Annotated in this window: 23 protein-coding genes and 1 tRNA gene; 7 read left to right on the top strand and 17 right to left on the bottom strand. The window is 68.7% G+C overall.

Features of this window, described 5'->3' with window-relative positions:
* Positions 1-16 precede the first annotated feature (16 nt).
* Entirely contained in the window at positions 17-1,447 is a 1,431-nt protein-coding gene (locus GGD82_RS15590) for a cobyric acid synthase (protein ID WP_150063049.1), read from the bottom strand.
* 70 nt (positions 1,448-1,517) lie between these two features.
* A complete protein-coding gene (locus tag GGD82_RS21465) occupies positions 1,518-2,600 on the bottom strand; it encodes a lipid-binding SYLF domain-containing protein (RefSeq protein ID WP_150063048.1) in 1,083 nt (360 codons plus the stop codon).
* A 301-nt stretch (positions 2,601-2,901) separates the two neighbouring features.
* Here GGD82_RS21465 and lepA point away from each other — a divergent pair, with 301 nt between their 5' ends.
* Positions 2,902-4,704 (top strand): translation elongation factor 4, encoded by a 1,803-nt coding sequence (lepA, locus tag GGD82_RS15580; protein ID WP_150063047.1) that lies wholly within the window; start codon positions 2,902-2,904, stop codon positions 4,702-4,704.
* A gap of 66 nt (positions 4,705-4,770) precedes the next feature.
* On the opposite strand, the gene GGD82_RS15575 is transcribed toward lepA, so the two are convergent.
* From GGD82_RS15575 to GGD82_RS15560, 4 genes are all read right to left on the bottom strand, one after another.
* A complete protein-coding gene (locus tag GGD82_RS15575; protein WP_150063046.1) occupies positions 4,771-5,262 on the bottom strand; it encodes a cupin domain-containing protein in 492 nt (163 codons plus the stop codon).
* A 19-nt stretch (positions 5,263-5,281) separates the two neighbouring features.
* On the bottom strand, positions 5,282-6,415 hold the full coding sequence (locus tag GGD82_RS15570) for a RuBisCO large subunit C-terminal-like domain-containing protein (protein WP_150063045.1): 1,134 nt from the start codon (positions 6,413-6,415) through the stop codon (positions 5,282-5,284).
* Between the two features lie 171 nt (positions 6,416-6,586).
* The gene (locus GGD82_RS15565) at positions 6,587-7,081 is read right to left on the bottom strand and encodes an Hsp20 family protein (RefSeq protein WP_150063068.1); all 495 of its coding nucleotides are present in this window, start codon (positions 7,079-7,081) and stop codon (positions 6,587-6,589) included.
* A 313-nt stretch (positions 7,082-7,394) separates the two neighbouring features.
* Positions 7,395-8,747, bottom strand: coding sequence for an NAD(P)H-dependent oxidoreductase (locus GGD82_RS15560; RefSeq protein WP_150063044.1), 1,353 nt, complete (start codon positions 8,745-8,747; stop codon positions 7,395-7,397).
* A gap of 236 nt (positions 8,748-8,983) precedes the next feature.
* On the opposite strand from GGD82_RS15560, the gene GGD82_RS15555 reads away from it, so the two are divergent.
* Positions 8,984-9,805: a putative universal stress family protein gene (locus GGD82_RS15555; protein ID WP_150063043.1), complete on the top strand. Its 822-nt coding sequence runs from the start codon at positions 8,984-8,986 to the stop codon at positions 9,803-9,805.
* A 61-nt stretch (positions 9,806-9,866) separates the two neighbouring features.
* Here the strand turns inward: GGD82_RS15555 and GGD82_RS15550 are convergent, their stop codons facing one another.
* From GGD82_RS15550 to ihfB, 6 genes are all read right to left on the bottom strand, one after another.
* Positions 9,867-10,919 (bottom strand): OmpA family protein, encoded by a 1,053-nt coding sequence (locus tag GGD82_RS15550; RefSeq protein WP_170284350.1) that lies wholly within the window; start codon positions 10,917-10,919, stop codon positions 9,867-9,869.
* A gap of 278 nt (positions 10,920-11,197) precedes the next feature.
* The gene (phnN, locus tag GGD82_RS15545; protein WP_150063041.1) at positions 11,198-11,827 is read right to left on the bottom strand and encodes a phosphonate metabolism protein/1,5-bisphosphokinase (PRPP-forming) PhnN; all 630 of its coding nucleotides are present in this window, start codon (positions 11,825-11,827) and stop codon (positions 11,198-11,200) included.
* A gap of 35 nt (positions 11,828-11,862) precedes the next feature.
* Complete coding sequence (locus GGD82_RS15540) at positions 11,863-12,798, bottom strand: sugar phosphate isomerase/epimerase family protein (protein ID WP_150063040.1); 936 nt, start codon at positions 12,796-12,798, stop codon at positions 11,863-11,865.
* A 151-nt stretch (positions 12,799-12,949) separates the two neighbouring features.
* Positions 12,950-13,984 carry an L-threonylcarbamoyladenylate synthase gene (locus GGD82_RS15535; protein ID WP_150063039.1) on the bottom strand — a complete coding sequence of 345 codons (1,035 nt, stop codon included), beginning with the start codon at positions 13,982-13,984 and terminating at the stop codon, positions 12,950-12,952.
* A 279-nt stretch (positions 13,985-14,263) separates the two neighbouring features.
* Positions 14,264-14,557: a lipopolysaccharide assembly protein LapA domain-containing protein gene (locus GGD82_RS15530; protein ID WP_150063038.1), complete on the bottom strand. Its 294-nt coding sequence runs from the start codon at positions 14,555-14,557 to the stop codon at positions 14,264-14,266.
* Between the two features lie 232 nt (positions 14,558-14,789).
* Positions 14,790-15,083, bottom strand: a complete 294-nt coding sequence (gene ihfB, locus GGD82_RS15525; protein ID WP_150063037.1) for an integration host factor subunit beta — start codon at positions 15,081-15,083, stop codon at positions 14,790-14,792.
* A gap of 434 nt (positions 15,084-15,517) precedes the next feature.
* Here ihfB and GGD82_RS15520 point away from each other — a divergent pair, with 434 nt between their 5' ends.
* The gene (locus GGD82_RS15520) at positions 15,518-15,625 is read left to right on the top strand and encodes a transposase (protein WP_375782134.1); all 108 of its coding nucleotides are present in this window, start codon (positions 15,518-15,520) and stop codon (positions 15,623-15,625) included.
* A 141-nt stretch (positions 15,626-15,766) separates the two neighbouring features.
* On the opposite strand, the gene rpsA is transcribed toward GGD82_RS15520, so the two are convergent.
* On the bottom strand, positions 15,767-17,491 hold the full coding sequence (gene rpsA, locus GGD82_RS15515; protein WP_150063036.1) for a 30S ribosomal protein S1: 1,725 nt from the start codon (positions 17,489-17,491) through the stop codon (positions 15,767-15,769).
* Between the two features lie 79 nt (positions 17,492-17,570).
* Positions 17,571-18,257, bottom strand: coding sequence for a (d)CMP kinase (cmk, locus tag GGD82_RS15510; RefSeq protein WP_170284354.1), 687 nt, complete (start codon positions 18,255-18,257; stop codon positions 17,571-17,573).
* 1,031 nt (positions 18,258-19,288) lie between these two features.
* On the opposite strand from cmk, the gene GGD82_RS15505 reads away from it, so the two are divergent.
* The 4 genes from GGD82_RS15505 to can all read left to right on the top strand — a co-directional run bounded on the left by GGD82_RS15505 (position 19,289) and on the right by can (position 23,651).
* The gene (locus tag GGD82_RS15505) at positions 19,289-19,654 is read left to right on the top strand and encodes a TIGR02300 family protein (protein ID WP_150063035.1); all 366 of its coding nucleotides are present in this window, start codon (positions 19,289-19,291) and stop codon (positions 19,652-19,654) included.
* 423 nt (positions 19,655-20,077) lie between these two features.
* Positions 20,078-20,153: transfer RNA gene (locus GGD82_RS15500), tRNA-Ala, on the top strand.
* 288 nt (positions 20,154-20,441) lie between these two features.
* Entirely contained in the window at positions 20,442-22,688 is a 2,247-nt protein-coding gene (locus GGD82_RS21460) for an ATP-binding cassette domain-containing protein (protein ID WP_211364792.1), read from the top strand.
* Positions 22,689-23,009: 321 nt separating this feature from the next.
* Positions 23,010-23,651 carry a carbonate dehydratase gene (gene can, locus GGD82_RS15490; RefSeq protein ID WP_150063033.1) on the top strand — a complete coding sequence of 214 codons (642 nt, stop codon included), beginning with the start codon at positions 23,010-23,012 and terminating at the stop codon, positions 23,649-23,651.
* 194 nt (positions 23,652-23,845) lie between these two features.
* Here can and GGD82_RS15485 read toward each other — a convergent pair whose 3' ends face one another.
* Genes GGD82_RS15485 through pyrF form a run of 3 tightly spaced genes read right to left on the bottom strand, consistent with a single transcriptional unit; the run spans position 23,846 to position 26,575 of the window.
* Complete coding sequence (locus GGD82_RS15485; protein WP_150063032.1) at positions 23,846-25,147, bottom strand: DUF3422 family protein; 1,302 nt, start codon at positions 25,145-25,147, stop codon at positions 23,846-23,848.
* A gap of 4 nt (positions 25,148-25,151) precedes the next feature.
* Positions 25,152-25,835, bottom strand: coding sequence for a phosphoribosylanthranilate isomerase (locus tag GGD82_RS15480; protein WP_150063031.1), 684 nt, complete (start codon positions 25,833-25,835; stop codon positions 25,152-25,154).
* A 14-nt stretch (positions 25,836-25,849) separates the two neighbouring features.
* Positions 25,850-26,575, bottom strand: a complete 726-nt coding sequence (gene pyrF / locus GGD82_RS15475; RefSeq protein ID WP_150063030.1) for an orotidine-5'-phosphate decarboxylase — start codon at positions 26,573-26,575, stop codon at positions 25,850-25,852.
* Positions 26,576-26,621: the final 46 nt, after the last annotated feature.

Genomic DNA, 26,621 nt, shown 5'->3' with positions numbered 1-26,621 from the left:
TCGTCCAGCCCTGCGCCTAGGCCAGGTCGAGCAGGGCCGGCACATTCAGATGCGCGACGACATGGTCGGCGAGGGCGTCCAGCGCGGCCTCGACCCGGGTTTCGAACGCAGGCCCTGTCTCCCGGCCGGGCCGCAGCCCCGACAGCAGGGCCGCGCGCGTGGCATCGCGATTCAGCAGGCCATGCAGATAGCAGCCGAGCACGCGGCCATCCGCCCGCGCCGCGCCCTTCGCCGCCAGACCGTCGATGCCGGCCAGGGCGCCCGGCCAGGGACGCCCGGCGTCCGGCCCCTGGGTCACGCCCATGTGCATCTCGTAGCCCAGCGGGCCGTCCCGCAAGGTCTTGGTGGGGCCGATGACCGTGTCGACGTCGAGCAGGCCGAGGCCCTCGGCGGAGCCCGGCGGCCCTTCGATCCCGTCCGGATCGGCGACCGTCCGTCCGAGCATCTGGTAGCCGGCGCACACCCCCAGCACCGCGCCGCCGCGCCGGACGTGGCCGAGCAGATCCACATCCCAGCCCTGGGCGCGGAAAAACGCGAGGTCGGCCAGCGTGGCCTTGGAGCCGGGCAGCAGCACGAGATCCAGATCGCCGGGCAGCGGCTGGCCGGGCTGGATGACCGACAGGGCAACGTCCGGTTCGGCGGACAGCGGGTCTAGATCGTCGAAGTTGGCGATGCGCGACAGGCGCGGCACGGCCACCTTCAGGGGGGCGCCGGCACGGGCGGCCGCCGGGGCCTCCAGCGCCACGGCGTCCTCGGCGGGCAGGTCGCGCGCCCGGTCGAACCACGGCGCCACGCCCAGGCAGGGAAGGCCCGCCGTGTGCGCCGCAATCATCGCCACCGCCGGATCGAACAGGCTGGGGTCGCCCCGGAACTTGTTGATGACATAGCCGCGCAGTGTCGTGCGGTCCTCGGCGGGCAGCAGCGCCCAGGTGCCGACCAGGGAGGCCAGAACGCCGCCCCGGTCGATATCCCCGACCAGCACGACCGGCGTCTGCGTCGCCACGGCGAATCCCATGTTGGCGATATCGCCGGCGCGCAGGTTGACCTCGCTGGCGCTGCCGGCCCCCTCCACAACCACCACGTCGGCCTCGGCCCGCAGGCGCGCGAAGCTGTCCAGCACGGCCGGCATCAGATCGGGCTTCAGGCGGGTGTAGTCGCGCGCGCTGGCATTGCCCCAGACCGTGCCCTGTACGACCACCTGACTGCCGACGTCGGTCTGCGGCTTCAGCAGCACGGGGTTCATGTGCACGGAGGGCGGCACGCCGCAGGCTCGGGCCTGCAACGCCTGCGCCCGGCCGATCTCGCCGCCCTCGACGGTGACGGCGGCGTTGTTGGACATGTTCTGCGGCTTGAACGGCCGCACGGTCAGGCCCTGACGGGTCAACGCGCGGCACAGGCCCGCGACCAGCAGCGACTTGCCGACGTCGGAGCCGGTGCCCTGAAGCATGACGGCCCGCGCAGGGCGACCCCCGCGCAGGGCGTTCAGGCGTCGGATGTCGGACCCCCGGAGACCGGCCTCATCCACCGCCCGGCACCGGTTCCTGCAACGCCTCGATCAGCGGGCTCGACGCCGCATTGGATACGCTGCGATCGAACAGGATGGCGCGGGGCGTCACGGTGGGCGCGTCGTAGTAGGCGGCGTTCCAGTGCGGGCGGGGTTCGATCACCGCGCCCTCGAAGGCGCCGCCGGCGAACAGGCCGCGGCTGTGCGAAAAGGCGACGATGTCCTGGTTGACGTCGGTCGTGCTGCCGGTCGACAGCCCGCCGCCGAAGGTGCCGAAGCTGATGCTGGCCCCCGCTTCCAGCTTGAACTTGTCCTTCAGGATGGCCTGAAGGCCGGCCTCGGTCATGACCAGCAGGATCACGCGCGAGTCCTGGGCCCCGGCCTGAAAACCGAGGCTGCCGGCGGACATCTCCAGAAACGCGGGTTCGGAAAAGGCGCCGGTGTCATCCCGGACGCTCAGCAGCGCCGTGCCGTAGGCCGCGCCGAGGACGAAACCGCCCTTGAAGAAGCTCGGCACCACGACGACGGCGCGGGCTCGGCCAAGGAAGTCGTTCAGCTCCACCTTGAACCCGCTGTTGCGGCGCAGCTCTCGAACCGTGACCGTGGCATCCGCGACCGCGCCCAGGGCCTTGGCCAGGGCGTCGGCGTCGGCCGGGTCGGTGCTACCGCGTGTCGGGATCGGCGCCCCGGCGCTCTCCGGGCCGACGGGGGCGAGAACCTGTCCCTGCGGGCTGGTCGGGGCGGGCGGCGGGGCCAGTTCCGTCGTGGGCGGATTGCCCGGTCCGCCGCCGATGACCCGGGGCGGCCCCAGATCCGGGTTTTGGGGCGCCGTGGTGTCGTCGGCCGGTGCCGGCGTCGCCATCGGGGGTTGGTCCAGTTCGCCCTGGCTTGGATCCAGCGTTCCGGTCGAGGGACCCAGCAGCGGCACGGGCGCGCCGGGATCGCTCGCCGAGCCCGCAGTCTGCGCCAGGGTGGGCGCGATCGGTGCCACGGTCAGCGCCAGGGCCAGGGCCAGCGGCCCGGTGTGCCGGGCGATGGCACGCGGGGTGGCCCGCGTCCGGATCGATGGGCAGAGGGTCGAACGAAGGCGATCCACGATGATTCCTCCTGTGATCGCGGCGGCGGTGCTGGGCCCGTTCCTCGGACAGTCGGTCCCATCCGTCAAGAGACACCCGCAGAATGGCGCGAATATGGACGCGGCGGGGCGGTTTCCAGGTCGGTTCCGACGTGCGCCCCCCGGGCCGCGTGTTGAACCCGAACCGGTTTGCTCCTATACACCGAGCACCGACCGCGCGTGCCGACCTCCGGCGCCATCGGGCGGGGCGCGGGTCAGACCGCGCTATCCGCCCCGTTGCTTGTGCGCGCCGCCGCTCCCCCCGTTGCAGGTTCGACCATCCATGACCGACCTTTCGCATATCCGCAACTTCGCGATCATCGCGCACATCGATCATGGCAAGTCCACGCTGGCGGACCGCATGATCCAGATGTGCGGCGGCCTCGACGACCGTGAGATGAAAGAGCAAGTGCTCGACAGCATGGACATCGAGCGCGAGCGCGGCATCACGATCAAGGCCCAGACCGTCCGCCTGACCTATCAGGCCGGCGACGGCAAGACCTACGCCATCAACCTGATGGACACCCCGGGGCATGTGGACTTCTCGTACGAGGTCTCGCGCTCCCTGGCCGCCTGCGAGGGCGCGATCCTGGTGGTGGACGCCTCCCAGGGGGTCGAGGCGCAGACGCTGGCCAATGTCTATCTGGCGCTTGAGAACGATCTGGAGATCGTGCCGGTCCTCAACAAGATCGACCTGCCAGCGGCCGAGCCCGAGCGGATCAAGGAGCAGATCGAGGACGTGATCGGCATTGATGCGTCTGAGGCCGTGATGATCTCCGCCAAGACCGGGCAGGGTGTGCCGGACGTGCTGGAAGCCCTGGTCCGGCGTCTGCCGCCGCCGACCGGCGAGGCGGAGGCCCCGGCCAAGGCCCTGCTGGTCGATTCCTGGTACGACCCGTATTTGGGCGTCGTGACCCTGGTGCGCGTGATCGACGGCACGTTCCGCAAGGGTATGAAGATGCGCATGATGCGCACCGGCGCCGTGCATCCCATCGACAAGGTGGGCATGTTCACGCCCAAGCTGGTGGAGACGGAGACCCTGTCCGCCGGCGAGATGGGCTTTATCATGGCGGGCATCAAGTCGGTGGCCGACACCCAGGTCGGCGACACGCTGACCGACGACCGCAAGCCCTGCGAGACGCCGCTGCCGGGCTTCCGTCCGTCCGTGCCCGTCGTGTGGTGCGGTCTGTTTCCCGTGGACACGTCGGACTTTGAGACTCTGCGCGACAGCCTCGGCAAGCTACGGCTGAACGACGCCAGTTTCGAATACCAGATGGAAACCTCGGCGGCGCTGGGCTTCGGGTTCCGCTGCGGGTTCCTCGGCCTGCTGCACATGGAGATCATCCAGGAGCGCCTCAGCCGTGAGTTCGACCTGGATCTGATCACGACCGCGCCCAGCGTGGTCTACAAGATGCACCTGACCAACGGCGACTATCTGGAGCTTCACAACCCGGCCGACATGCCGGATCTGGCGACGATCGACACCATCGAGGAACCCTGGGTGAAGGCGACCATCATGGTGCCGGACGAATACCTGGGGCCGGTGCTGAAGCTGTGCACGGAGCGGCGGGGCGAGCAGCTCGATCTGACCTATGCCGGGTCGCGGGCGATGGCGGTCTACAAGCTGCCGCTGAACGAAATCGTGTTCGACTTTTATGATCGGCTGAAGTCGATTTCGCGGGGCTATGCTAGCTTCGACTATGAGATGTCGGAGTACACGGCCTCCGACCTCGTCAAGGTTTCCATCCTGGTCAACAACGAGCCGGTGGATGCACTGGCCTTCGTCGCTCACCGCACCCAGGCGGACAACCGCGGCCGCCAGATCTGCGAGCGGCTGAAGGACCTGATCCCGCGCCACATGTTCAAGATCCCGCTGCAGGCCGCCATTGGTGGGCGGGTGATCGCGCGCGAGACCATTTCGGCCATGCGTAAGGACGTGACCGCCAAGTGCTACGGCGGCGACATCACCCGGAAACGCAAGCTTCTGGAGAAGCAGAAAGAGGGCAAGAAGAAGATGCGGCAGTTCGGCAAGGTCGAAATCCCGCAGTCCGCCTTCATCGAAGCCCTGCGTATGAAGGAGGGCTGAGGGCGCTAGGGTCTCTTGAAGACCAACGGCATCGAACGATGACCTATGGAGTCGGTAGCCGGCCCGCTATTCAGACGTCGTTGGGTCCTGCCCGTCCAGGAAGGCCGCAACGGCCGGCGTGGCGCGCAGGCCCTCCAGGTCGGCCTCGGTCGGCAACTGCGGGCGATCACGCTCCGCGTTGACCATGCACAGAAAGCCCATGGGCGCATCGCCGAGGGTGCGGAACTGGTGCCATGTCATGGGCGCGATCGTCACCAGATCCTGCGACTTCACGCGGCGTACCGTGTCGCCCTGAAGGCACAGGGCGGCGCCCGTCAGGATCATGACGCCGTGCGCGTGCTCGTGGCGCTCCAAGGTGCTGTGCCCGCCGGGCGCGACCTCGAAATAGCGCAGCTCGCAGCCGAGCCAGGGCTCCGAAAACAGGATCTGCCTTGTCACCGCCTTGAAGGGGGCGCTGCCTTCCTCCTTGTAGGCGAGCACGTCCACACCCTCCCAGCGCTGCGGCTCTGTCTGGCGGCGGACGGGCGGGGTGGCCGGCTTCGACGTGTCGTCGCGCATGTCCGTCTCTCCTTTGATCCTACTCGGCGACGGCGGCAACCGAGGCGGGCGCCGCCGCGCTCAGGGCCGCGACATGGTCCTGGAATGTCCGGGTTTCCTCGACCAGGTTTTCCTTGGCCAGCAGCAGGCCGCCGCCGATCAGCAGCATGACGTCGCGGCCGTAGCATTCGATCATCTCCGGCACCCGGTCCAGGGTCATGCCGCCGGCCGGGACGGGCAGGGCGGGCTTCAGGCCGTTCCACGAGCGCGTGGCGCGCTGGCCCAGCTCCATGCACACCTCGCGGGTGAAGGCAAAGCGGCCACCGTGGTTGGTGTAGACCACCGCGTCCCCGCCCAGCAGGCGGAACAGCGTGCCGTGCAGGAACCGGGGATCGATGCGCGCGGCCCCCGTCATGGTCGGATGGGTGAAGAACGCCATGTCCGGGTTTTCGCGCACCAGCGTCTGCATGGCCGGGAAACCGCAGATCATGGGCTGGATCATCAGGCAGTCCAGGCCCTCGTCGCGGGCGATGCGGGCCTGTTCGCGCAACTGGTCGAGGCCGCCGGTCAGGCTGGGGATGTAGCGGGTCTGGCCCCCGGTTTCCTCCCGTGCTTTGCGCACGGCGGCGGCGACGGCCGGCACGCGCTCCACATAGGGCGCGTAGTGCTGGTTGGCGAGGCCGTGGTCGTCCTTGATGAAGTCCAGGCCGCCCAGAGCGAAGCGGTAGGCCAGATCGGCCAGCCCCGGCACCGGCAGGCCCTGCGGCTTCAGCGCGGAGCACGTCAGCGCGCGGTCGGGTGCGTTCACGCGGGCGCGCAATCCGGCGATGCCCTGACGCGGGCCGCCGAACGTCTCCAGGATCTCCGGCGGGAACGCGGCGTCCGCCAGCACGGTGTCCGGCTGAATGGAGGTGTTGCCGTAGATCATGTTGATGAGCTGGCCGGCGTCGTCGCCCACCGTCTCCGTCGCCAGCCCGATGGTCACGGCGTACAGGCCCGGCGCCAGCTCCGCGATGTCCTGCACCTTGCCGACGATCTCGTCCATCACCCGTTGATCGGTGATGGCGGCCAGAGGCATCTCCACCGACTGCTCGACCGCGATGCCCTTGGCGCGGGCCTCGATGGTGTCGGCGTCGGCCGTGACGTGGTAGGTGCAGACGATGCGGCGGGTCATGCCGGGCTCCGGTCGTTCAGGGGACGATGCGGCCCTTCATATACCGATCCGGTTCAGCGGCGCAAAGGGGTTGGCCCGCAAACGGATGCCCCGCGCCCGGAAGACCCGGACGCGGGGCGGAGACACACTTTCTATGACGCCGGACAGGCAAAGCCTATCGGGCGTCGGCCGTTACGCGGCGGCAACCTGCTCGCTCGGCTGGGCGTCTTCGGTCTGATGCTCCAGGGCGGTGGCTCCGGTGGTCGAGGCGATCTCGATCTTGCGCGGCTTCTTCTCCTCCGGCACGACGCGCTCCAGGCTGACGTGCAGCAGGCCGTTCTCGATGGACGCACCACGCACCTTGATATGATCGGCCAGCTCGAACTTGCGCTCGAACGCCCGGGTCGCGATGCCGCGATGCAGGTAGCGGTTCGCCTCTTCGGTGGCGCGCTCCTGACGGCCGGAGATCACCAGCGTGCTGTCGTGCACGGTGACGTCCAGGGTCTCGGGCGCGAACCCGGCCACGGCCATCGTGATCCGGTAGTCGTTCTCGGAGACCTTTTCAATGTTGTACGGGGGATAGGCGGTGGCCTGCTCGTCGACGCGGCTGGCGGCATCCAGCAGGCGGCTGACGTTGTCGAAGCCGATGGCGAAGCGGTGCAGGGGGGCGAGGTCAAAGGTACGCATGATGGAGTCCTCCTTCAGAAGCGACTTCATGGACGGTTCCGCCGACGCCGAATGTAGGTCGGACTGCGAACCGCTCTATGGGCCGGGCGCATCGTCACGATCGCGCCCGTTCGGCTGTGCACCGGGGCCACCGGACGTGCCGCATGACCCCGTTGTGCTCTGTCCGGTCCCCGGTTGGGCAACCGAACGCGAATGATTTGGGTGAGGGAAAAACGGCGCGCAAGGGAAAAAATGCGGTCCCTGCTTTCGAAGGAGGGCGGATCCATCCTTGGGTAGAGCCCCCCGTATCGATTTGCGCAGTCCGGCGGCGGACTCAGGCCACCGGTGCCGGCGTGGGCAGGGGATCCAGCCCAAGTGTGGCGCGGCTGTCCGCTTCCAGCGCGCGGCGCAGGGCGACCGCTTCGTGCGCCTCGTCGAGCGCCACGTCGGTCTGCCGCACCACCTCACCCCGGCGGACCGGCGCGGTCAGCCGGACCCCGTGGGCCAGCCCGATCGGCAGGGCGCCGTCCGACAGGGAGCGCCGGGCCGTGGTCAGCCGGCCCCAGACCGTAAACCCGCCTTCTCCGTCGAGGGTTTCGCCGGCGGCCAGGTCGCGCTTGGCCACCGCGACCACGTCGGCGGAGAACTGGCGCGGGGTGCCGGTGGGCTCGCGCCGCAGCACGGCCGACAGGATGGAGACGTTCAACTCCATGCCGATCAGGTGGAACGGCTTGTACATGGCGGCGAAGCGGCCGCTGGGGTCGGTGAGCAACCCGTACTGGCGGAAACAGGCCCCGGCGTAGTTGGTCGGCGCCTCCAGCGTCACATACACGCCCCAGCGCAGGTCGCGAAAGACGGGTCGGCCGTCGCGTTCCAGCGACGAGACCACCTCGACCATGCCGCGCCCGTCGAGCTGCCCGCCCATGGCGCGCGGCCGCAGGGTGTGCGGCAGGTCGTCGACGCCGCTGGGCGGGAAGCCCAGACCGTGGACGGGGGCCGCCAGCCCGGTGGCGTTGGCGACCGCCGCCATCTCGATGGCGGACTTGGTGCCGTCGAGGAACGAGTTGAACATGCGCGGGTTCATGCCGCCGGCCGCCGCCTGCTCCCCGCTGATGCCGTAGTGGTCCCAGACCGTTTCGGGCGTCGATTCATGGTACCCGGGCAGGTATTTTGTGCCCTTGCCGGCGGCGGTCACCTCGAACCCGCAGGCCCGCGCCCAGTCCACCAGCTCGCAGATCAGCGCCGGCTGGTCGCCATAAGCCATGGAGTGCACCACGCCGGCCGCCTTGGCCTCGCGGGCGAGCAGGGGACCGGCCAGGACGTCCGCCTCGACGTTGACCATGACCACGTGCTTGCCGGCCTTGTGGGCGGCGCGGGCGTGGCGGAGGCCGGCCCAGGGGTCGCCGGTGGCCTCAACCACCACCTCGACATCGTCCGCCGCCATCACGGCTTCGGCGTCATCGCCAATGCGGACCGCGTCGATGCGGTCGGCGCGCCAGCCGACGCTTTCCAGCGTGCGGCGCGCGCGAGCGGGATCCAGGTCGGCGATCGCGACGACCCGAATGCCGGGGCTGGTCGGCGCCTGCGCCAGGAACATCGCGCCGAACTTCCCGGCTCCCACCAGCGCCACCCGGATGGGCCCCTCATCGCGCGCCATACGCTCGCGCATCAATCCCGTCAGTCCCATGGCGTCCCTCCTCGCGTTGTGCGCCGCCGGTTTCGGCGGTCGTTTCCGGCCCGATAGTGCCGAGCCGTGGAAAAGTCTCGGGCAAAGGGAAGGGCGTGGCAAGGCTCCGGCCGGACCCCTTCACCCTTACGGGAGGGGAATAAGCCGTGGTATAACGCCGACCGGGACGAACGACGCCCGGGAACACCGGGAACAACGGCAGGAATACGGGCGTCAGACAGGGAGGACTATCATACATGATGCCGCGCACCATCCTGGTTCACGTGGACGATACCGACGCTTGGCGGACGCGCCTGGATATCGCTCGATCCCTTCTCGGTGACGCGCCGGAGTCCGGCTTCGTGCTCGGAATTTATGGGGTGGTCGATCACACCGAGCGGCATCCGTACAGCCGTCAGGTGTCTTCGGACTTCCTGGCCAAGGTGGATGCGGCCGAGGCGCCGTTCCGCGAGGCCTGCGCCCAGCGCGGGATGGCCTGCGGCTGGCACGGCATTCGGGGGGCGGACGCCAACGTGATCGGCGTTCAGATCGCGGCCAATCTCCAGACCGCCGACCTTGGCATTCTGTCGCAGCCGCGCGAGGGCGACGCCGGCCATACGGTGCCGAACGACGTCATCGAACAGGTGGCCGTCAGCGCCGGCCGTCCGATGCTGGTGCTGCCCTACATCACCAAGAGCTTCGCCATGCCGGAACGGGCCGTCATCGCCCTGAACGAGGACGCGGCCAGTGCCCGCGCCCTGTCGGATGCGTTGCCGTATCTGACCGGCTGTTCGATGGTGACCCTGCTGGCGGTCAGCCGGGATCCGGTGGCGCAGCAATGGCGCTGGGAAGCGCATAAGGCGATGCTCGCCCGGCACGGCATCCCGGCCCAGATCGAGCACGAGGCCCCCACCGACATTCCGGTCAGTGAGCTGATCCTGTCGCGCTGCGCGGACCTGGCGGCGGACATGCTGGCCATGGGGGCGCACGGGGCCTACGACACGCCGCGGCTGCGTCGGGGCGGCGTGACGAAGTCGATCCTGCCGGGCTTGACGCTGCCGTTGCTGCTGTCGCGCTGATCGCACGAGCACGACGTCCGGGGGCGCGCCGCACGGACGGCGCCGCCCCTGGAGGGGCGCCTTACATCAGATAGATTTCGACGCGGCGGTTCTGGGGCTCCCGGACGTTATCGGCGGTCGGCAGGAGGGGCTCTTCCTCGCCGCGTGCGAACACCACGATGCCCTCGGGCGGAATGCCCTGGGAGACCAGCCGTTCCATGACCGAGGCCGCTCGCCGCTGCGACAGCACCATGTTGTAGGACGGCTCGCCCACCCGATCGGTGTGGCCGGTGACCGTGATCCGGGTCTTGCCGACGGTCAGCGCGTTCTGGGCCGCCGTGTCGACGATGCTCACGGCCTGCGGCGACAGGGCCGCGCTGTCGAAGGTGAAGAACACGAGATAGCTGGTCGGCACCACCGACGGCGGAACCGGCACCTGCGGCGCGGTCACCTCGGCCGATCGCGCGGTTTCGGTCCGGGCCGGGGCCGGGCCCGTGCCGAAGGCGTAGCGCAGGCCGAACACCACCGCGTGGTTGGCATACCCATCGGCCACGCTGCCGTCGGAGGAGTCGTGCTCCAGATCGGGGGCGTGGAAGAACCGGTAGTCGGCGGTCAGCGCCAGCCCATCCGTGACGTCGTATCCGAAGCCGACGATGGCCTGATAGGCGAACCCGACGTCCGAATCCGTCAGGCTTTGTCCCGTGCGGTCGTTGCGGGCGTCGATGTCGACGATGGCGGCGCCCAGTCCGGCGCCGAGGTACGGCGTGAACCCGGACCCGGTATCGAACTCGTACAGGGCGTTGACCATCGCGTGCCAGGCGCTCATGTCACCGTCCAGATCCGCGCCGCCCCAGCTTGAGACACCATTGTGCCGGTAGCCGCCTTCCAGCTCGCTCCGCAGGCCGGAGCCGAAGGAATAGCCGACGGTGGCCAGCCCCAGCGCGCCGACATCGGTGTCGAGGTCGTGTGCCACGCCCCCGGACTCGACCTTGCCGCTGTCGTCGAACGTCACGCCGCCGCCGAGGCCGAGGTACACGCCCTCGGGCGTCGGATCGCCGAACGCCGGAGACGCCATCAGAGTCGCCACTCCGGCGCCGCTGAGCAGGGCTCGCCATCTCCGACCCGTCGCACGCATGATCGCTCTCCCCGTGGCGCGCGTCGTCTGCGCCATCCGCTCGCTCCCGCCCTGGGAGGTGAGTCGCCGCTGCTCGGACTCGCGGCCGGACCGCCGTGAGTCCGCGCCGGAACACAAGCCTAAACGTCTATCTTAGAGTTTTCTATGATCTCACTGATTTTGCAACATAATTCTTTGAGGCAGCGAGTCGCGCATAGATATAGGATCGTGCGCCAACGCACCCACGAGATTCGGTGGGTCCGACCAGGGTGACCTCGCCCGGCGAGAGGGGGCAGGCGTCACTCGTGCGTCTCGTGTGCCAGCGCCCTTCGCTGGGGGGCCGTGGCCACCGCCTGCAGCAGCGCCATGAGACGGGCGCCGCCGGCCTCGACCGGGCCGCTGTTGTCCACGCGGGCGAGGGCCGGATGGCGGACGGTGAGCGCCTGCGACCGTTGCAGGCGGGCCTCGATGGCCGCGGAGTCTTCGCGGCCCCGCGATTGCAGCCGCCGACGGATCATGTCCGGCGTCGCGGTGATGAGCACCGGTCGCAGGTCCGGATAGCGCTCCGCGGCGACCGGCAGATGAAGGCGCGAGCCATTGACGACCACCGTCAGCCCGGCGGCGCGCCATGCGTCGATTTCGGTGCCGATCGCATAGCGGTCGCCCAGGCTTTCCCACGTCAGGGCAAACAGGCCGGCCGTCTCACGGGTTCGGAACTCCGCCGGCTGAAGCGGCACGTGGATCTCGCCCTGCACACTGTTGGCGCGCGTGATGTAGCGGTGCGCGAACACGATGGGCAGGTCCGGGCAATCCGAGTTGATGCGCCGCTTCGCCCAGTCGATCAGCGTGTCCTTGCCGACCCCCGATGCCCCGACGACATACACGAGGCCGCCGTCGGTCCCGGGGTGGCGTGGGCTGCTGCCGTCCATGGAACTCCCCTTCCGCCGCACCGGCGGTGTCCGTTCTATTCCGCCGCCGCGCGTCGCGCCGTGCCGGTCAGGCGGGCGGCGAGCGCCCGGGCGCGCGTGACGCTGTCCGCCAGCGTTTCGGCCGTGGCGTAGCGCGGCGTGATCTCCAGCGTCAGGCTGACCTCGTCGGGCAGTGGCAGGCCGGTCAGCGCCGTCTCCCACGGCAGATCGCCCCAGCCGAGCGGGAGGTGGAGATCGCCCATGCCATAGGCCAGAGTCTCCCCGGCCCGGGGACGGGGCAACGTGGGTACTTTACCGAAGGAATCGTGCAGATGCATGTGGCGCGTGACCGGCGCCAGCGCGCAAAGCTGATCCGTCAGGGTGAAGCCCTGGCAGCGGCTGGCGATATAGGCATGGCTCACGTCGATGGTGGCGGCCACGTTGGGGTGATCGACGGCGGCCACCTGTGCGGCGACGCTGCGGCAGTCGAGCCCGTGATTGATGAGGGACCCGTCGGCGTAATCCTCGTTGGTCGGCATGTTTTCCAGGCACAGGGTGACGCCCGCGCTCGCCGCCACGTCGCCGAGCGCGCGCAGGCCATCCCGCTCCCGCGCCATTAGCGCATCGCGCTCCAGGCGCAGGCGCGACGTCTCGATCCAGCCCGGGTGGACCACCATGCGGCGCGCGCCTAGGGCGGCGGCGATCTCCAGGCTGGCCTCACCGACGGACCGTTGGATGGCGGCGTTGGTGTCGTCCATCAGGTTCAGCGACAGCGGCGCGTGCAGAACCACGCCAAGGGGGCGCCCCTGGAGCGCCGCCACGATCTGATTCACGACCGGGGTGTGCGGGCGCCCGTTCACGATGGCGTGCAGCAGGGCGGGGTTGATCTCGACGTGCGCGGCGCCGGCGGCCTCAAGCATGTCGAACGCGCCCGGCAGCGCGGCCGCATCGTAGCGGGTCAGCATCACGCCGAGGCTGGAAACGGTGGTCATGGCTCTCCTCGCGTTTTAGGCGTCTCCCGTCGCACCCTGGGGCCGCCATACCGGTTGATGCCCGATAGGGTACCGATCCAGGGGCGGCGATCCCAGCCGGGGTTACATGACGGTTTGTTGGCGTCGTCAGGACGAAGATATGTTGGCGTCGTCAGGACGACGGGGGGCGCGGGACGGCGGCGCGGGCCAGGCGGTCGTTCAGGGCCTGGCCAAGGCCCGCTCCGGGAATGGGCGAGACCGCGATCCCCCGGAAGGGAGGGCGGTCCAGCGCCCGCAGCATGGCGAACAGGTTGCGCGCGGCCTCGGCCGGATCGCCCGCCGGGCTGAGGTTCAGAGTCGCGCCGGGCGTGTCACCAAATCCCAGCAGGGCCTCACCGTCGTGGGCCGCGTGTGCATTCAGTCGGACCGGACGCGCCGGGGCGTAATGGCTGGCGAGCAGGCCGGGCGACGCCAGCACGGTTCCCGACCCGTGTGTTGGGCTGGAACCGCCGTCGGGGCCGTCAATAGGGTGGCCGAGCACGGCCTCCAGGGCCTCCCGCGTTGTGCCGCCGGGGCGGAGCAGGCGGGGCGCCGGGCCACTGAGGTCCAGCACCGTCGACTCGACGCCCACGTCGCAGGGGCCGCCGTCGAGGATCAGGGCCAGCATTGGGGCCGGGACGGATCCCAGATCCGCCGCCACATGCGCGGCCGTGGTCGGGCTGACGGCTCCAGAGCGGTTGGCGCTCGGCGCGGCCACGGGCAGGGCGGCGCGGCGCAGCAGGGCTTGCGCGACCGGGTGCGCGGGCGCGCGAATGGCGACCGTGGGGCCGCCGGCGGACACCCGGGCGCATAGGGGGGAGTCCGGTGCCCGGCGCAGCACCAGGGTCAGCGGGCCGGGCCAGAAGTGGTCGGCCAGACGCGCGGCGGCGCCCGTCACATCGACCAGCGGTGCGGCGGCGGCCAGATCGGCGACATGAACGATGATGGGGTTGTGCGCGGGGCGTCCCTTGGCGGCGTAGATGGCCGCGACGGCGGCGTCGGAACGCGCGTCCGCGCCCAGGCCATAGACGGTCTCGGTCGGGAACGCCACCAGCCGACCCGCGCGCAAGGCGTCGGCGGCCGCGACGAGGGCGGGCTCGTCCGCGGGGGAGGGCGTCACGGACAGGGAGGTCCCGTCGGGGACCGTGTCATCGGACTCACTGGGCATGGAACCGGAGTGGCAAGATCAAAGGTCGGAGACACACCCGGGAAAGGACACGTCTCAACGGCGATTCATGCACAAAGCCACTCAGGAGCGCGAGGCGCAAGCGTCTGCGGCGCATGGGCGCCATGCATCCCGGAGGTCCCCGTCTAACGGTTTCCTTCGGGAGAGGTCTCGCGCGGTCGGGGACCCGGTTCAGCCAGCCGGGTCCCCGGCACACGACGTGGTGTTATGCCGTCCGAGCCGTCTCGCGCCGGAGCCTCCGGCCAGACGGTCCGGGCCGGCTCAAGCGGCTTTCAGCTTGGATTCGGCCTGATCCGCGCGGCGGCGGGCCGTGTTCAGCTCGCTGCGCAGGCGGCGGACTTCGCTCCGGCGGCGGCTTGCCGACAGCCAGGCAAAGAAGATGCCCAGGAGCAGGCCGATCACAAGGGCGCCCTCAACCGCCCAGAACAGCGGCATGGCGATGGAATATTCCGTCGGCCACATCGTGAAGGTCGTGGCCTCCTGGTTGGAGATCGCGAAGAAAACAGCGAGTACGACGATCGGCAGCCCGATCACCCAAACGAAGAATTTGAACACTGGTCGCGTCCCGTTCTTGAGTGTTGCCAGCCCCCGCGTCTCATGGCACGGCCTCACGATTCACGCATGAGAACCCCCGCCACCGAAACCCGGCGCCTTGGTGTCAAGGAAACCAGACGCTCCAGGCGTCGGTTCCCCACCCGGAAACAGAACGAAATTCCCGGCGGTACGGTCTTGTCAGCCCCCGTCACACGCCGGATTTCGGCCTGCCTCCCTCAGGCGGGTGTCCACTTTACTGGACACCTTCCCCCCCGTTCAACAATTCCCTGAGTTGCTTTCCGGTCTTGAAATAGGGGGCCGCTTTGGCCTCGACTTCGACGGTCTCGCCCGTGCGTGGGTTGCGCCCCGTCCGGGAGTCCCTGTACTTCACCGAGAAGGCGCCAAAGCCCCGCAATTCCACACGATCACCCCGGGTCAACGCCCCGGCGATTTCGTCGAAGATGGTGGAGACAATGCGCTCGACATCGCGCTGGTACAGATGCGGGTTGAGTTCCGCGATCCGGGCGATCAGTTCGGACTTCGTCATCCTGTCAGTCCCCATGAGCCTCCGGCTACATTCGATCGGGCGACTCGGCGTCGAAACCGTCTCGCCTCCCCCAGGCAGCCTCAAGAAACCCTAAGCTGCCAAAGGGCTGCGTTGCGGTCAAGATAACGTCTTCCAGATGAACGATTTTTCCGGTCTGCGTGCGCGCCGGGTCACCCGTGCGGCCCGAACGCGGACAGCGTGCCCGGCGCCTTGCCCCCGGGGACACCGGACCAAGTTTGTCACCACACGAACGACAAGTCCTGGACCCCGTCCGATCGGTGTGCTCGATCGGTGCGTTGATTCCGTTCCCGCGTCGGTTCAGCGTTTCCCGGAGTCCCCCTTACCGCTTGGCACAACGGGACGAGAACGGCGCCTGATGGCGCCATTCCAGCCCTGATGCGCCTCGCCAAGCGGCTTGAGCCTTACCTCGCAGGATCGCTGCCGCAACCGTCTGGCGCCTCAACACCAGCGTTCTCGAAGGCATCAACAACCGCATCAAGGTCATTAAGCGGATGGTTTGCGGCTACCGGGATGACGGCTAGGTCGTCCTCAAAATCGGCGACGCCTTCCCCGGAATTCCGTGATGAACCAAAAAAAAGCCCCGGCGCGGTCCTTGCGCCGGGGCTTTCTCGGGCCGGAGCCGCCCCGAACCGGGGTTCGGGACGGCTCCGGGATCGGACCGCTTAGGAGTCGCTGTTCTTGTCCTGCTGCGCCTGCTTCAGGGCCGCGCCCAGGATGTCGCCGAGCGACGCGCCGGAGTCGGTCGAGCCGTAGTCGGCCATCGCCTGCTTTTCCTCGTCGACCTCGCGGGCCTTGATGGACAGGCCGAGACGACGGTTCGCCTTGTCGATGTTGGTGATCTTGGCGTCCACCTTCTCGCCGACGGCGAAGCGCTCGGGCCGCTGGTCGGCGCGGTCGCGCGCCAGATCGCCCTTGCGGATGAAGCCGATCGCACCACTGACCTCGACCTCGATGCCGTTGTCCTGCACCTGGGTCACGACACCGGTGACGATCTGGCCCTTGCGCAGGTCGGCCGTGGCGGCGGAGTACGGGTCATCGCCGAGCTGCTTGATGCCCAGGCTGATCCGCTCCTTGTCCACGTCGACGTCGAGCACCTTGGCCCGCACCACGTCGCCCTTGCCGTAGTCCTTGACCGCCTCGTCGCCGGAGCGGCTCCAGTCCAGGTCGGACAGGTGCACCATGCCGTCGATCTCGCCGGGCAGGCCGATGAACAGGCCGAACTCGGTGATGTTCTTGATCTCGCCTTCGACCTCGGACCCCTGCGGGAAGCGCTCCAGGAAGTCGGACCAGGGGTTGCCCATGGTCTGCTTCAGACCCAGCGAGATCCGGCGCTTGTCCGGATCCACGTCCAGGATCATGACGTTCACTTCCTGGCTGGTGGAGACGATCTTGCCCGGGTGGATGTTCTTCTTGGTCCAGCTCATCTCGGAGACGTGCACCAGACCCTCGACGCCCGGCTCCAGCTCCACGAACGCGCCGTAGTCGGTGATGTTGGTGACGCGGCCGGTGAAGACCGTGCCGACCGGGTACTTGGCGGCGACACCTTCCCACGGATCGGCCTCAAGCTGCTTCATGCCGAGGCTGATGCGCTGGGTGTCCGGGTTGAAGCGGATCACCTGCACGCGAACCGTCTGGCCGATGTTCAGGGCCTCGGTCGGGTGGTTGATGCGCTTCCACGAAATGTCGGTGACGTGCAGCAGGCCGTCGACACCGCCCAAGTCCACGAAGGCGCCGTAGTCGGTGATGTTCTTGACCACACCGTCCAGGATCTCGCCTTCCTTGAGGCGCTCCAGCAGCTTGGCGCGCTCTTCGGCGCGGGTCTCTTCCAGCACGGAGCGGCGGGAGACCACGATGTTGCCGCGCGCGCGGTCCATCTTCAGGATCTGGAACTCGAACGGCTGGCCCATCAGCGGGGTGACGTCGCGCACGGGGCGGATGTCCACCTGGCTGCCCGGCAGGAAGGCCATGGCGCCCGACAGATCGACGGTGAAGCCACCCTTGACGCGGCCGAAGATCTGACCCTTGACGCGCTGGGTGTTGTTGTAGGCCTTCTCGAGCTCGTTCCAGGCTTCCTCGCGGCGGGCCTTGTCGCGCGACAGCATGATGTTGCCGTCACGGTCCTCGTAGCGCTCGACGAACACGTCGATGGTGTCACCGGGCCGAAGCTCGGGGTCCTCGCCGGCTTTGGTGAACTCCTTCAAGGGCACGCGCCCCTCGGACTTCAGGCCGACGTCGACCACAACGTGATCGTTGCGGACGGCGATCACGGTGCCCCGGATCACGGTGCCTTCCAGCGAGGCATTCTCGCCGAGGGACTCGTTGAGCAGGGCCTCGAAATTCTCTGCAAAGGATTCAGACTCGAGAGTCTGGGTGGCGGCTTCGGCCATCTGTGGTCTTCCTTTCGGGTCGTTCACGGTTTTTTCTGGCCAGCCGGTTGGGTCCGGCGGTCTTTGCCAAGGCGTTTGTTCAGGAGGCGCCGGTGTGGCTCATGCTTGCGCGGGCGACATCGCTGCCGGCGGCCCGCAGGCGATCACCCGCAAGGGCGAACGCGGCGGCGAGCGCCTCGGTCCGATCAAGATCGGACGTATCCAGCACAACGGCATCAGCCGCGGGCACAAGCGGCGCAATGCCGCGAGAGGAATCCCGGGCGTCCCGCGCCTTCATGTCCTGAAGGATGCGCGACTCTATAACGTCTTGACCGGCATCCCGCAACTCAAGAAAGCGCCGTTGCGCCCGGGTTTCCGCGCTGGCTGTAACGAAGAGTTTGACCGGTGCGCTCGGGCATACGACCGACCCGATATCGCGGCCGTCGAGCACCGCGCCCCAAGCCCCATCCGGCGGAGTGCGGGCGAACTGGCGCTGGAACGCCAGCAGGGCGTCGCGCACCGCGGGAATGGCCGCCACACGGGAGGCCGCATCCCCGGCCGCCTCGCTGCGCAGCGCGGGATCGGCCAGCACGCGGGTGTCGAGGGACCGCGCGGCCTGTTCCGCCGCCGCCGGATCGGACGGGTCGCCGCCCGCTTGCAGAACGCTGTAGCCGGTCGCCCGGTACAGGCGCCCCGTGTCCAGATAGGCTAGGCCCAGGGCATCCGCCAGCGATCGGGCCAGGGTGCCTTTGCCGGCCGCTGCGGGCCCATCGATGGCCACGGTGATCGCGCCCGTGGAGGCGGCCTGCGCGGCTCGGACCCAGGGCGGGGCCGTCACCCAGTCCGCCGTAAGGCTCGCGGGCGTCGTCTCCGCCTCGCCGGTGACCGTCAGCGCCAGCCGTGCGCCGCAGGGGGCGAGGGCGACCGGAATGCCGAACGCGGCCAGCAGGTCGGCCAAGGGACCGCCCAGCGTCGGGGGCAGGGCGGCCGTGGTCCGGCCGGGGCACGCGAGGCCGGCGAACAGGCGCGCCAGGGCCAGCGGGACCGGTTCGTGCGGTTGGTCCTCCGGGACCATCGCCGGCACCATAAGGGTCGGGGTCCCACGCAGCGACAGGGGCGGACGGGCGCCGTGGTCGGCCCCCTGCACGGCGGCGCCCATGGTTTCCAGAAGCGGAACCAGTCCCTTCGGCAGGGCGTCGGCCAAGATGACGGCCGTCCCGTCGTGCGCGGCGAGCAGGCCGCACAAGGGCGCGATCAGGGCGGGGTGGGCGCGCAGATCAAGGGGCGCGTCCGGTTCGCGCAGGCCGCCGAGGCCGCATCCGGCCAGTCCGGGAAGCCCCTCTGGGGCGTTGGGCGCCGCCGGCGTGGCTCCCAAGGCCTGCGTCAGCCTGTCCTGGCCCTCCGCAAGGGCATCCGCCGGCAGGCGGCTTTCACCGACGGTGGCGGTGGCCAGCAGCGCGGCCAGTCCGTTCAGGGCGGCGCGGGCCGCGCGTGTGTCGGCGGCAACCGTCTCGGTCTCGACGGGGGAGGGCAGAACAGATGCGGTGTCGGTCATGGTGGCGGCTCTCGACTGACGGCGGGCGGCGGGTACGCTGTCGGGCGGTCTAGCACGCGGTTGGGTCCGGCAACAGCCACCGCCGCCGTCCTCCGCTCTGTGTGTGGGCTTAGGGCCTCTCTGGGATGCAGGAGTCGAACGGGTGAACCAAGAGCGTTGACTTGCCGGGACGATGATGGCAAACGCCCCCAACTCGCCCAGGCGCGCCCACATGCGACCCGGGGAGGGCATGTGTCGGAAGCCAGATCCAGGGAGGATTAAGGGTGGCCAAGCCGGAATGGGGATCCAAGCGAACCTGCGGCTCTTGCGGAGCCCGCTTCTACGACATGCGGCGCCAGCCCATCATCTGCCCGAAGTGCGAGGCGGTGTATGAGGAAGAGGCGCCCACCCGGACTCGCCGCGCTCGGCCGGCGCCGGTGGAGAAAAAGCCGAAAGCGGCACCCGTGCCCGATGAATCCCTGGAGTCCGTGGACGAGACCGAACTGGACGACACCGACCTGGGTGATCATGACGACACGAGCGATGACGAACGCGACGACATGATCGAGGACGCCTCGGACCTCGGCGAGGACGACGAGGACATGGCCGAGGTGATCGACCACCTCGACAACGAAGGCGACGACGAATAGACGGACCGTGGTCGGGCGGGGTGGTCGACCGGGCTCCGTCGCGAGTATGACAGGGTGGCCAGCCGCCATTTCAACACGGCCAGTGCCGCGGAGCACGACAGCGCGCTCGCGCCGGGGATCGGATACGGCGATGAAGGTCGTGCGTGGTGCGTGTGCGTTGTGGGATGAGCGGGTTCGTTTCGGGGCGTGCGGGAGGCCGCAAAAAAAGTCGACCAACCCCGCATTTTCCGCTTGCCCCCGGCCGGCTCAGCCCCTAAGTTCCCGGGCCTCGACAGGGGGTTGCGCCGCACCGGGCGGCGCGAAAACCTCTCCTTCTCCCGGGACATGGGGTGCCATGCAGCCCACCGAGAGAGGGTCGATCCGGACCCCAATCCGGACCGAAGCCACGGGATGCTGTGGCGAGGTAGCCTGACGAGACACTATGGGGCCGTAGCTCAGTTGGGAGAGCGCTACAATGGCATTGTAGAGGTCAGGGGTTCGATTCCCCTCGGCTCCACCAATCAGATCAAGGGGTTGCGAAGTATTTCGCAGCCCCTTTTTCGTGGCGTGCCACAGAATGCGCCACGGACTGCTATCACGCTTGCGCTGACGATCGCGCGCATGGTCGACCAAGGGCACCGCGCGATGGTTTGCGCGATCGGGGCGCTGGAGGCCGAGCGATGGCCTTAAACCACCTGGCGACAGGCCAAGGTACGCGGCGATGACCAAGGGAGCGATGCGGATTGTTCGTGCACGAACGAACAATCTCAAAAATGTATCCCTGGATATCCCCAAGGGACATCTTGTCGTGTTCACCGGTGTGTCCGGCTCCGGCAAATCATCGCTCTTGTTCGATACCATCGCGGCGGAGTCACAGCGCCACCTGGCGGAAACCTATCCGACCTTCGTGCGCAACAGGATGCCGCATATGGGGCGGCCGGATGCGGATCGCCTGGAGAACGTGCCGGCGTCTATTGTCGTGGATCAGCGTCGGCTTGGCGGGAGCACCCGATCGACCGTCGGGACGGCGACCGAAATCTATGCCCTCCTACGCTTGCTGTTTTCGCGTATTGGCCAGCCTCATATCGGAGAATCGAGCCTGTTCTCCTTCAACAACCCGGACGGGATGTGCCCAGAGTGCCAAGGCCTCGGGACGGTCCGGGTGGTCGACGAGCTGGCCTTGTTCGATCGTGGGCGCTCGCTGGACGACGGCGCCATCCTGTTTCCGGGGTTCGAACCAGGAGCGTGGCGCTGGAAGCGCTACGCCCTGTCCGGCTTTTTCGATACGGCCAAGCCCCTGTCCGCCTATTCCGATGCGGAGTGGATACGCTTGACGGTGGACGAGGGGACGCCCGTTACCGACCCCAAGCCGGGCTGGCCCAAGACCACGGTGTACGAAGGCGTTCTGCCGCGGTTGCGACGCTCCTTTCTGGACCGCAACCTGTCGGATCTTTCGGAGCCCGAGCGCGACGCCCTTGAGCGGATCACGCGGACGGGGCCGTGTCCGGCGTGCGGCGGGGCGCGTCTGAACCCGACCGTGCTGTCCTGTCGCATCGCGGGCCATAACATTGCCGCCTGTGCCGCCATGGAGGCGGCGGATCTCATGGGGTTCCTGAGCGGCGTTCACGAGCCTGAGATGCGACCGGTTCTCTCGTCCTTGCGGGAAAAGCTCGAGAGCATGATCGATATCGGTCTGGATTATCTCAGCCTGGACCGTGGGACGGCCGGGTTGTCCGGCGGGGAGTCCCAGCGGATAAAGATGATCCGCCATCTCGGCAGCAGCCTTGCGGACATTGCCTACATCTTTGATGAGCCGAGCGTCGGCCTCCACGCCCGCGATGTGCACCATCTTGGTCAGCTGCTGATCCGCTTGCGGGACAAGGGCAACAGCGTTCTGTTGGTCGAACATGATCCCGATCTGATTGCGATCGCCGACCATGTGATCGACATCGGGCCCGGCTCTGGACACGCCGGCGGGCAGGTCGTCTATCAGGGAGCGGTGGCCGGCCTGCAGGAGTCCGACACCCAAACCGGGCGGGGTTTTCGCAGGCCCGTGCACCTCAATGCGGCGCCGCGTGCGCCGTCCGGCTGGGTGCACGTCACCAACCAATCCATGTTCAATGTGCATGACCTGTCGGTGGACATCCCGCTGGGTCTGATGACCGTGATCGCCGGCGTCGCCGGGTCCGGAAAGTCGACGCTCGCCAATCGCATCCTGCCGCGGCTTCGCGCGGACATCGTCGTCATAGACCAGTCGGAACTCCGCGGCTCCTCGCGCTCCACCGCCGCAAGCTATCTTGGCATTCTGGACGATGTCCGGCGGGACTACGCGCGCCGGAGCGGCAAGCCCGTTGGCCTCTTCAGCACGAATGCGGCAGGGGCCTGTCCGGCGTGCAAGGGACGTGGCGTGGTCAAAACCGATCTCGCGTTTCTTGATGCCGTTGAAGCGCCCTGCGAGGCGTGCGCGGGGTCGGGCTACTCGGCCGAAGCCCGGTCCATTCGTGTCGCGGGTTACGCGATCGATCAGATCATGGACATGCGCGCCTCAGAGCTTCGCGCGGTGTTCGGCGGTCATCGGCGGATTTCGGAGGCCCTCGCTCGACTGGACCAGGTGGGGCTGGGTTACATACAGATCGGGCAACGGGTGTCGACATTGTCCGGGGGCGAGCGGCAGCGGCTGAAGCTGGCGGGCGAACTCGGTCGCACGGGGCGCATATACGTGTTCGATGAGCCCACATCCGGCCTGCACATGGCCGATGTCGCCCGGCTGATCGCGATGTTCAGGGCTCTTCTGGATCAAGGCCTCACCCTGATCATCGTCGAACACAATCTCGATATGATCGCGGCGGCGGATCATGTGATTGAAATGGGTCCGGGGGCCGGGAAACACGGGGGCCACGTGATCTATCAAGGAGGCCCGGCCGGGCTGATGGACGATCCCCGTTCGGTCACCGGGCCGTATCTGGTCCGGGCCATAGACGCCCGGTCCTCGGTGTCCGCCGCCTCTGAGATCGTACGGCCAGACGCAGAGCGGGGACATGGGACGGTGCCATAGGGGGCGGCCGCGGGAGGCATGGGGCGCGCGGGTCATGGTCCAGGGCCTCGCGTGACAGATTGCGCCTTGACATGGGGCTGCAGCCTCGGCTACCGATCAGCTCGGGCCTTGTCACATGCCGCCACAGAATACCGGCACGAACCGGTGACCTGCGGGCGCGTCGAGGGCAGGAACCTAAGGAAATGGCCGAGTCGTGCTGAGCCCCGCACAATCGCCTTGTAGAGGTCGGGGGGCCGATCCTCGCGACTCCACGCATCTAAGGACGGGCTTGACCGCGTGGTCGAGCCCCTTTTTTGTGACCGGTTGGGAGATCTCGCAGCGATGCCCATCGAACGCCTGTTTGCAAACAACGCCGCCTGGCGGGCGCGCAAGACCGATGCCGATCCGGCTTTCTTCCAGCGGTTGGTCAATCAGCAGTCGCCGGAGTTCCTTTGGATCGGGTGCTCCGACAGCCGGGTTCCGGCCAACGACATCGTCGGGCTCGATCCGGGCGAGCTGTTCGTGCACCGCAACGTGGCGAACATGGTCGTGCCATCCGATCTGAACCTGCTGGCCGTTCTGCAATACGCCGTGGAGATCCTGAAGGTCCGCCATGTGGCCGTGACCGGCCATTACGGCTGCGGTGGCGTGCGGGCCGCGATGAGCGGGCGCGCCTTCGGCCTAATCGACAACTGGCTGCGGCCGATCAAGACCATCATGGCGCAGAACGCCGACGCCCTGTCGGACCTGGACGAGGCGACGCGCCTGGACACCCTGTGTGAGTTGAACGTGATCGAGCAGAGCCGCAACGTGGCGGCCACGACGATCGTTCAGGACGCCTGGGCGCGCGGCCAGTTTCTCCAGGTCCACGGATGGATTTACTCGCTGGATAACGGCCGCCTGCACGATCTGAACTGCACCCTGGCGGGCCCTGAGGACCTCGACATGGTGATGCGCCTGCGCCGGGAGACCCCCGGCGCCTGAGGCGCCACGAAACGCCGCACCTGAGGCGCCACGAAACGCCGCGCCTGAGGCGCCACGAAACGCCGCGCCTGAGGCGCCACGAAACGCCGCACCTGAGGCGCCACGAAACGCCGCGCCTGAGGCGCCACGAAACGCCGCGCCTGAGGCGCTGGCACGCGCATGAAAGCGGTGCCTGGGGCGGGGCACCGCCCCCTTTAATCCGTGTCCTTACGCTTGACCACGGCGTGTTTGGCCGTGTGGATGCCGTACCAGACGAGGCCGGCCACCACGGGCACCGACAGGCCGGTGGCGATCCCGACGTTCAGCGGCACGCCGGTGCTCTCCACGCCCTTGAACAGATAGCTAACCAGCCCGACGGCGTAGTAGCTGATTGCCACCACGGACAGACCCTCGACCGTCTCTTGCAGCTTGAGCTGAATGCGGGAGCGCTCGTTCATGCTGGTCAGCAGGTCGCTGTTCTGCTTTTCCACCGCCACCTCGACGCGGGCGCGCAGCAGGCTGCCGATGCGGGTGGCGCGCTGGGCCAGCGCTTCCTGGCGCGTCTCGGCCGTTTCGCAGGTGGCCATCGCCGGCCCCATGCGGCGATCCAGGAAGCCGTCGATGGTCAGGTAGCCTTCGAGGCGGTCGGTGCGCAGATCGCGCAGCCGCTGGCGGACCAGCCCGTAGTAGGCTCGCGTGGCGCCGAATCGATAGCTGGTACGGGCGGCCAGACTCTCGATATCGGCGGACAGCTGCGACAGACGGGACAGCAGTTCGGCGTCCGTCGCGGGGTCCGCCGTGTCGGCCATGCGCGTGCTGACCTCGGCCAGACTTTCGTCGATGCCCCGCAGCTGCGGAAGGGTATCCTGTGCCAGGGGAAACGCCAGGAGCGACAGCGCGCGATAGGTGTTCAGTTCGATCAGGCGCTGAATCGTGCGGCCGGCGTGACGCTCGTCAAGACCCAGGTCCTGCACGAGGATCCGGGTGAAGTGGTCGGCATGGAGCCGGAAGTCCGCCCACACCCGGGCCTTGCCGCCGGCTACCGTATTGGCGATCAGGGGATTGCCATTGAAGTGGCGCAGCGAGAGTTCCTCGGCGTCGGGCATCTCGACGGCGCTGGGCAGCAGGGCGACGTGCACCGCCGACAGCACATCGCCGGGCAGCTCGGCGAGCCAATCCTGCGGTACCTCCTCGATGACCGGCTGCTCGAACGGCATGGTGAAATGGGCCCGGCGGGAAAACGCATACGAACTGAACTCGGTGTGGCGCTCCCACTTCACCGTCAATCCGCCGAAGTCGGCGACATGTTGTTTGGCGCCCTCGGCCGGCGGCGGCGCGCCCTTGCGGCTGCACAACCGCGCCAGATGGGCCCGGTCCGAGTCTCCGCCGTGCTCTCCCGACAGGATCGTGATCTGCGAAATGCGCATCGGGGCCTTGTGCGGCTCCGACGGGCGCGCGTGCAGCTCCCGGATGAGCATCTCGCGCTGCGGGTGCTCCGGAAACGGGGGGACGGACATCGGGTTACTCTCCCTCGGCGGCGCGCACGGCGGCGCAGAAGCGTTCAATCAACGCAGCGTCCTTGCGCCCCTTGGCGCGCTCCACCCCGGACGAGACGTCCACGCCGGGGGCTCCGGTGGCGCGGATGGCCTCGGCCACCGTGACCGGCGTGAGGCCCCCGGCCAGCATCCAGGGCAGGGGGGAGTGCCAGCCGGCCAGGATGGACCAGTCGAAGGCGGTGGCATGCCCGCCGGGCCGGTCGGACCCGGCTGGGGGCTTGGCGTCCAGCAGCAGCCGGTCGGCGTGGTCGGCGTAGACGGTGGCGGCCTCCAGATCGGCCGGTGTGGACACCCCCAGCGCCTTCATGACCGGGAGGCCGTAGTCCAGGCGGATGGCGTCGATCCGCTCGGGGGATTCGCGGCCGTGAAGCTGGATCAGGTCGAGCCGGACGTGGTTCAGCACATGGTCGAGCAGAGCCTCGTCCGGGTCGACGAACAGGCCGACCGTGCCGATATCGTCGGGCAGGGCGTCGAACAGGTCCGCGGCCTCCTCGGCCGTCACCGCGCGCGGCGAGGGCGGGAAGAACACGGCGCCGAGCCAGTCCGCGCCGGCCGCCACGGCGGCATCGACGGCGTCCACGTCGGTCAGGCCGCAGATCTTGATCTCGATGTGGCGCGTGGGGGGGCGCTTTGCGGGGCGGGGCGGCATGGCGGCGGTCTCCCTCAGCCCACGAGTTCGTCGAGGACCCGCCGGGCGGCGGCGGCGACGTCGGCGGCGCCGGTGATCGGGCGGCCCACCACGAGGGAACTGGCGCCGGCGGCCATGGCCTCGGCCGGGGTGGTCACGCGCTTCTGGTCGCCGGTGGCGCCCCAGGTCGGGCGGACGCCCGGGGTAACGAGCAGGACGTCCGGCCCCAGGTCGGCGCGCAGCACGGGGGCTTCGCGCGCGGAGCAGACCACGCCGTCGAGTCCGGCGTCGACCGCGAGCGCGGCGAGGCGGCGAACTTGATCCGTGGCGCCGCCGGGCACGCCCGTGGCCGCCAGATCCGCGTCGTCCAGGCTGGTCAGTACGGTGACCGCGATCACCTTCGGCCGGGGCGCGCCCAGGCCGGTGGCGGTCTCCTCGGCGGCGTCCCGGGCGGCGCGCATCATCGCGGTCCCGCCGGCCGCGTGGACGTTCAGGATCGCGGGCGCCAGCGGGGTCACGGACCGGACGGCACCGGCCACGGTGTTCGGAATGTCGTGAAACTTGAGGTCCAGGAACACCGGCAGCACCGCGTCCCCGGTCACGGCCCGCACGCCGGCCGCGCCGTGGGCGCCAAAGAACTCCAGGCCGAGCTTGATGCCGCATCCGGTCTCGGCAACGGCCTGGGCCCAGGTGCGCGCCCGATCCAGATCGGGTGTGTCGAGGGCGACGAACAGCGGACAGCGGGCAGCGGCGGCGGACATGGCGGGGCACCGAGTGAGGCGGGAGGGATGCGGAGTCGCGGAACCG

Origin of the sequence: Roseospira marina (genome assembly GCF_014197855.1) — a bacterium.
GTDB lineage: Bacteria > Pseudomonadota > Alphaproteobacteria > Rhodospirillales > Rhodospirillaceae > Rhodospira > Rhodospira marina.
The sequence above is the reverse complement of the archived record's forward strand: the minus strand, read 5'-3'. Positions and strand labels throughout refer to the sequence as shown.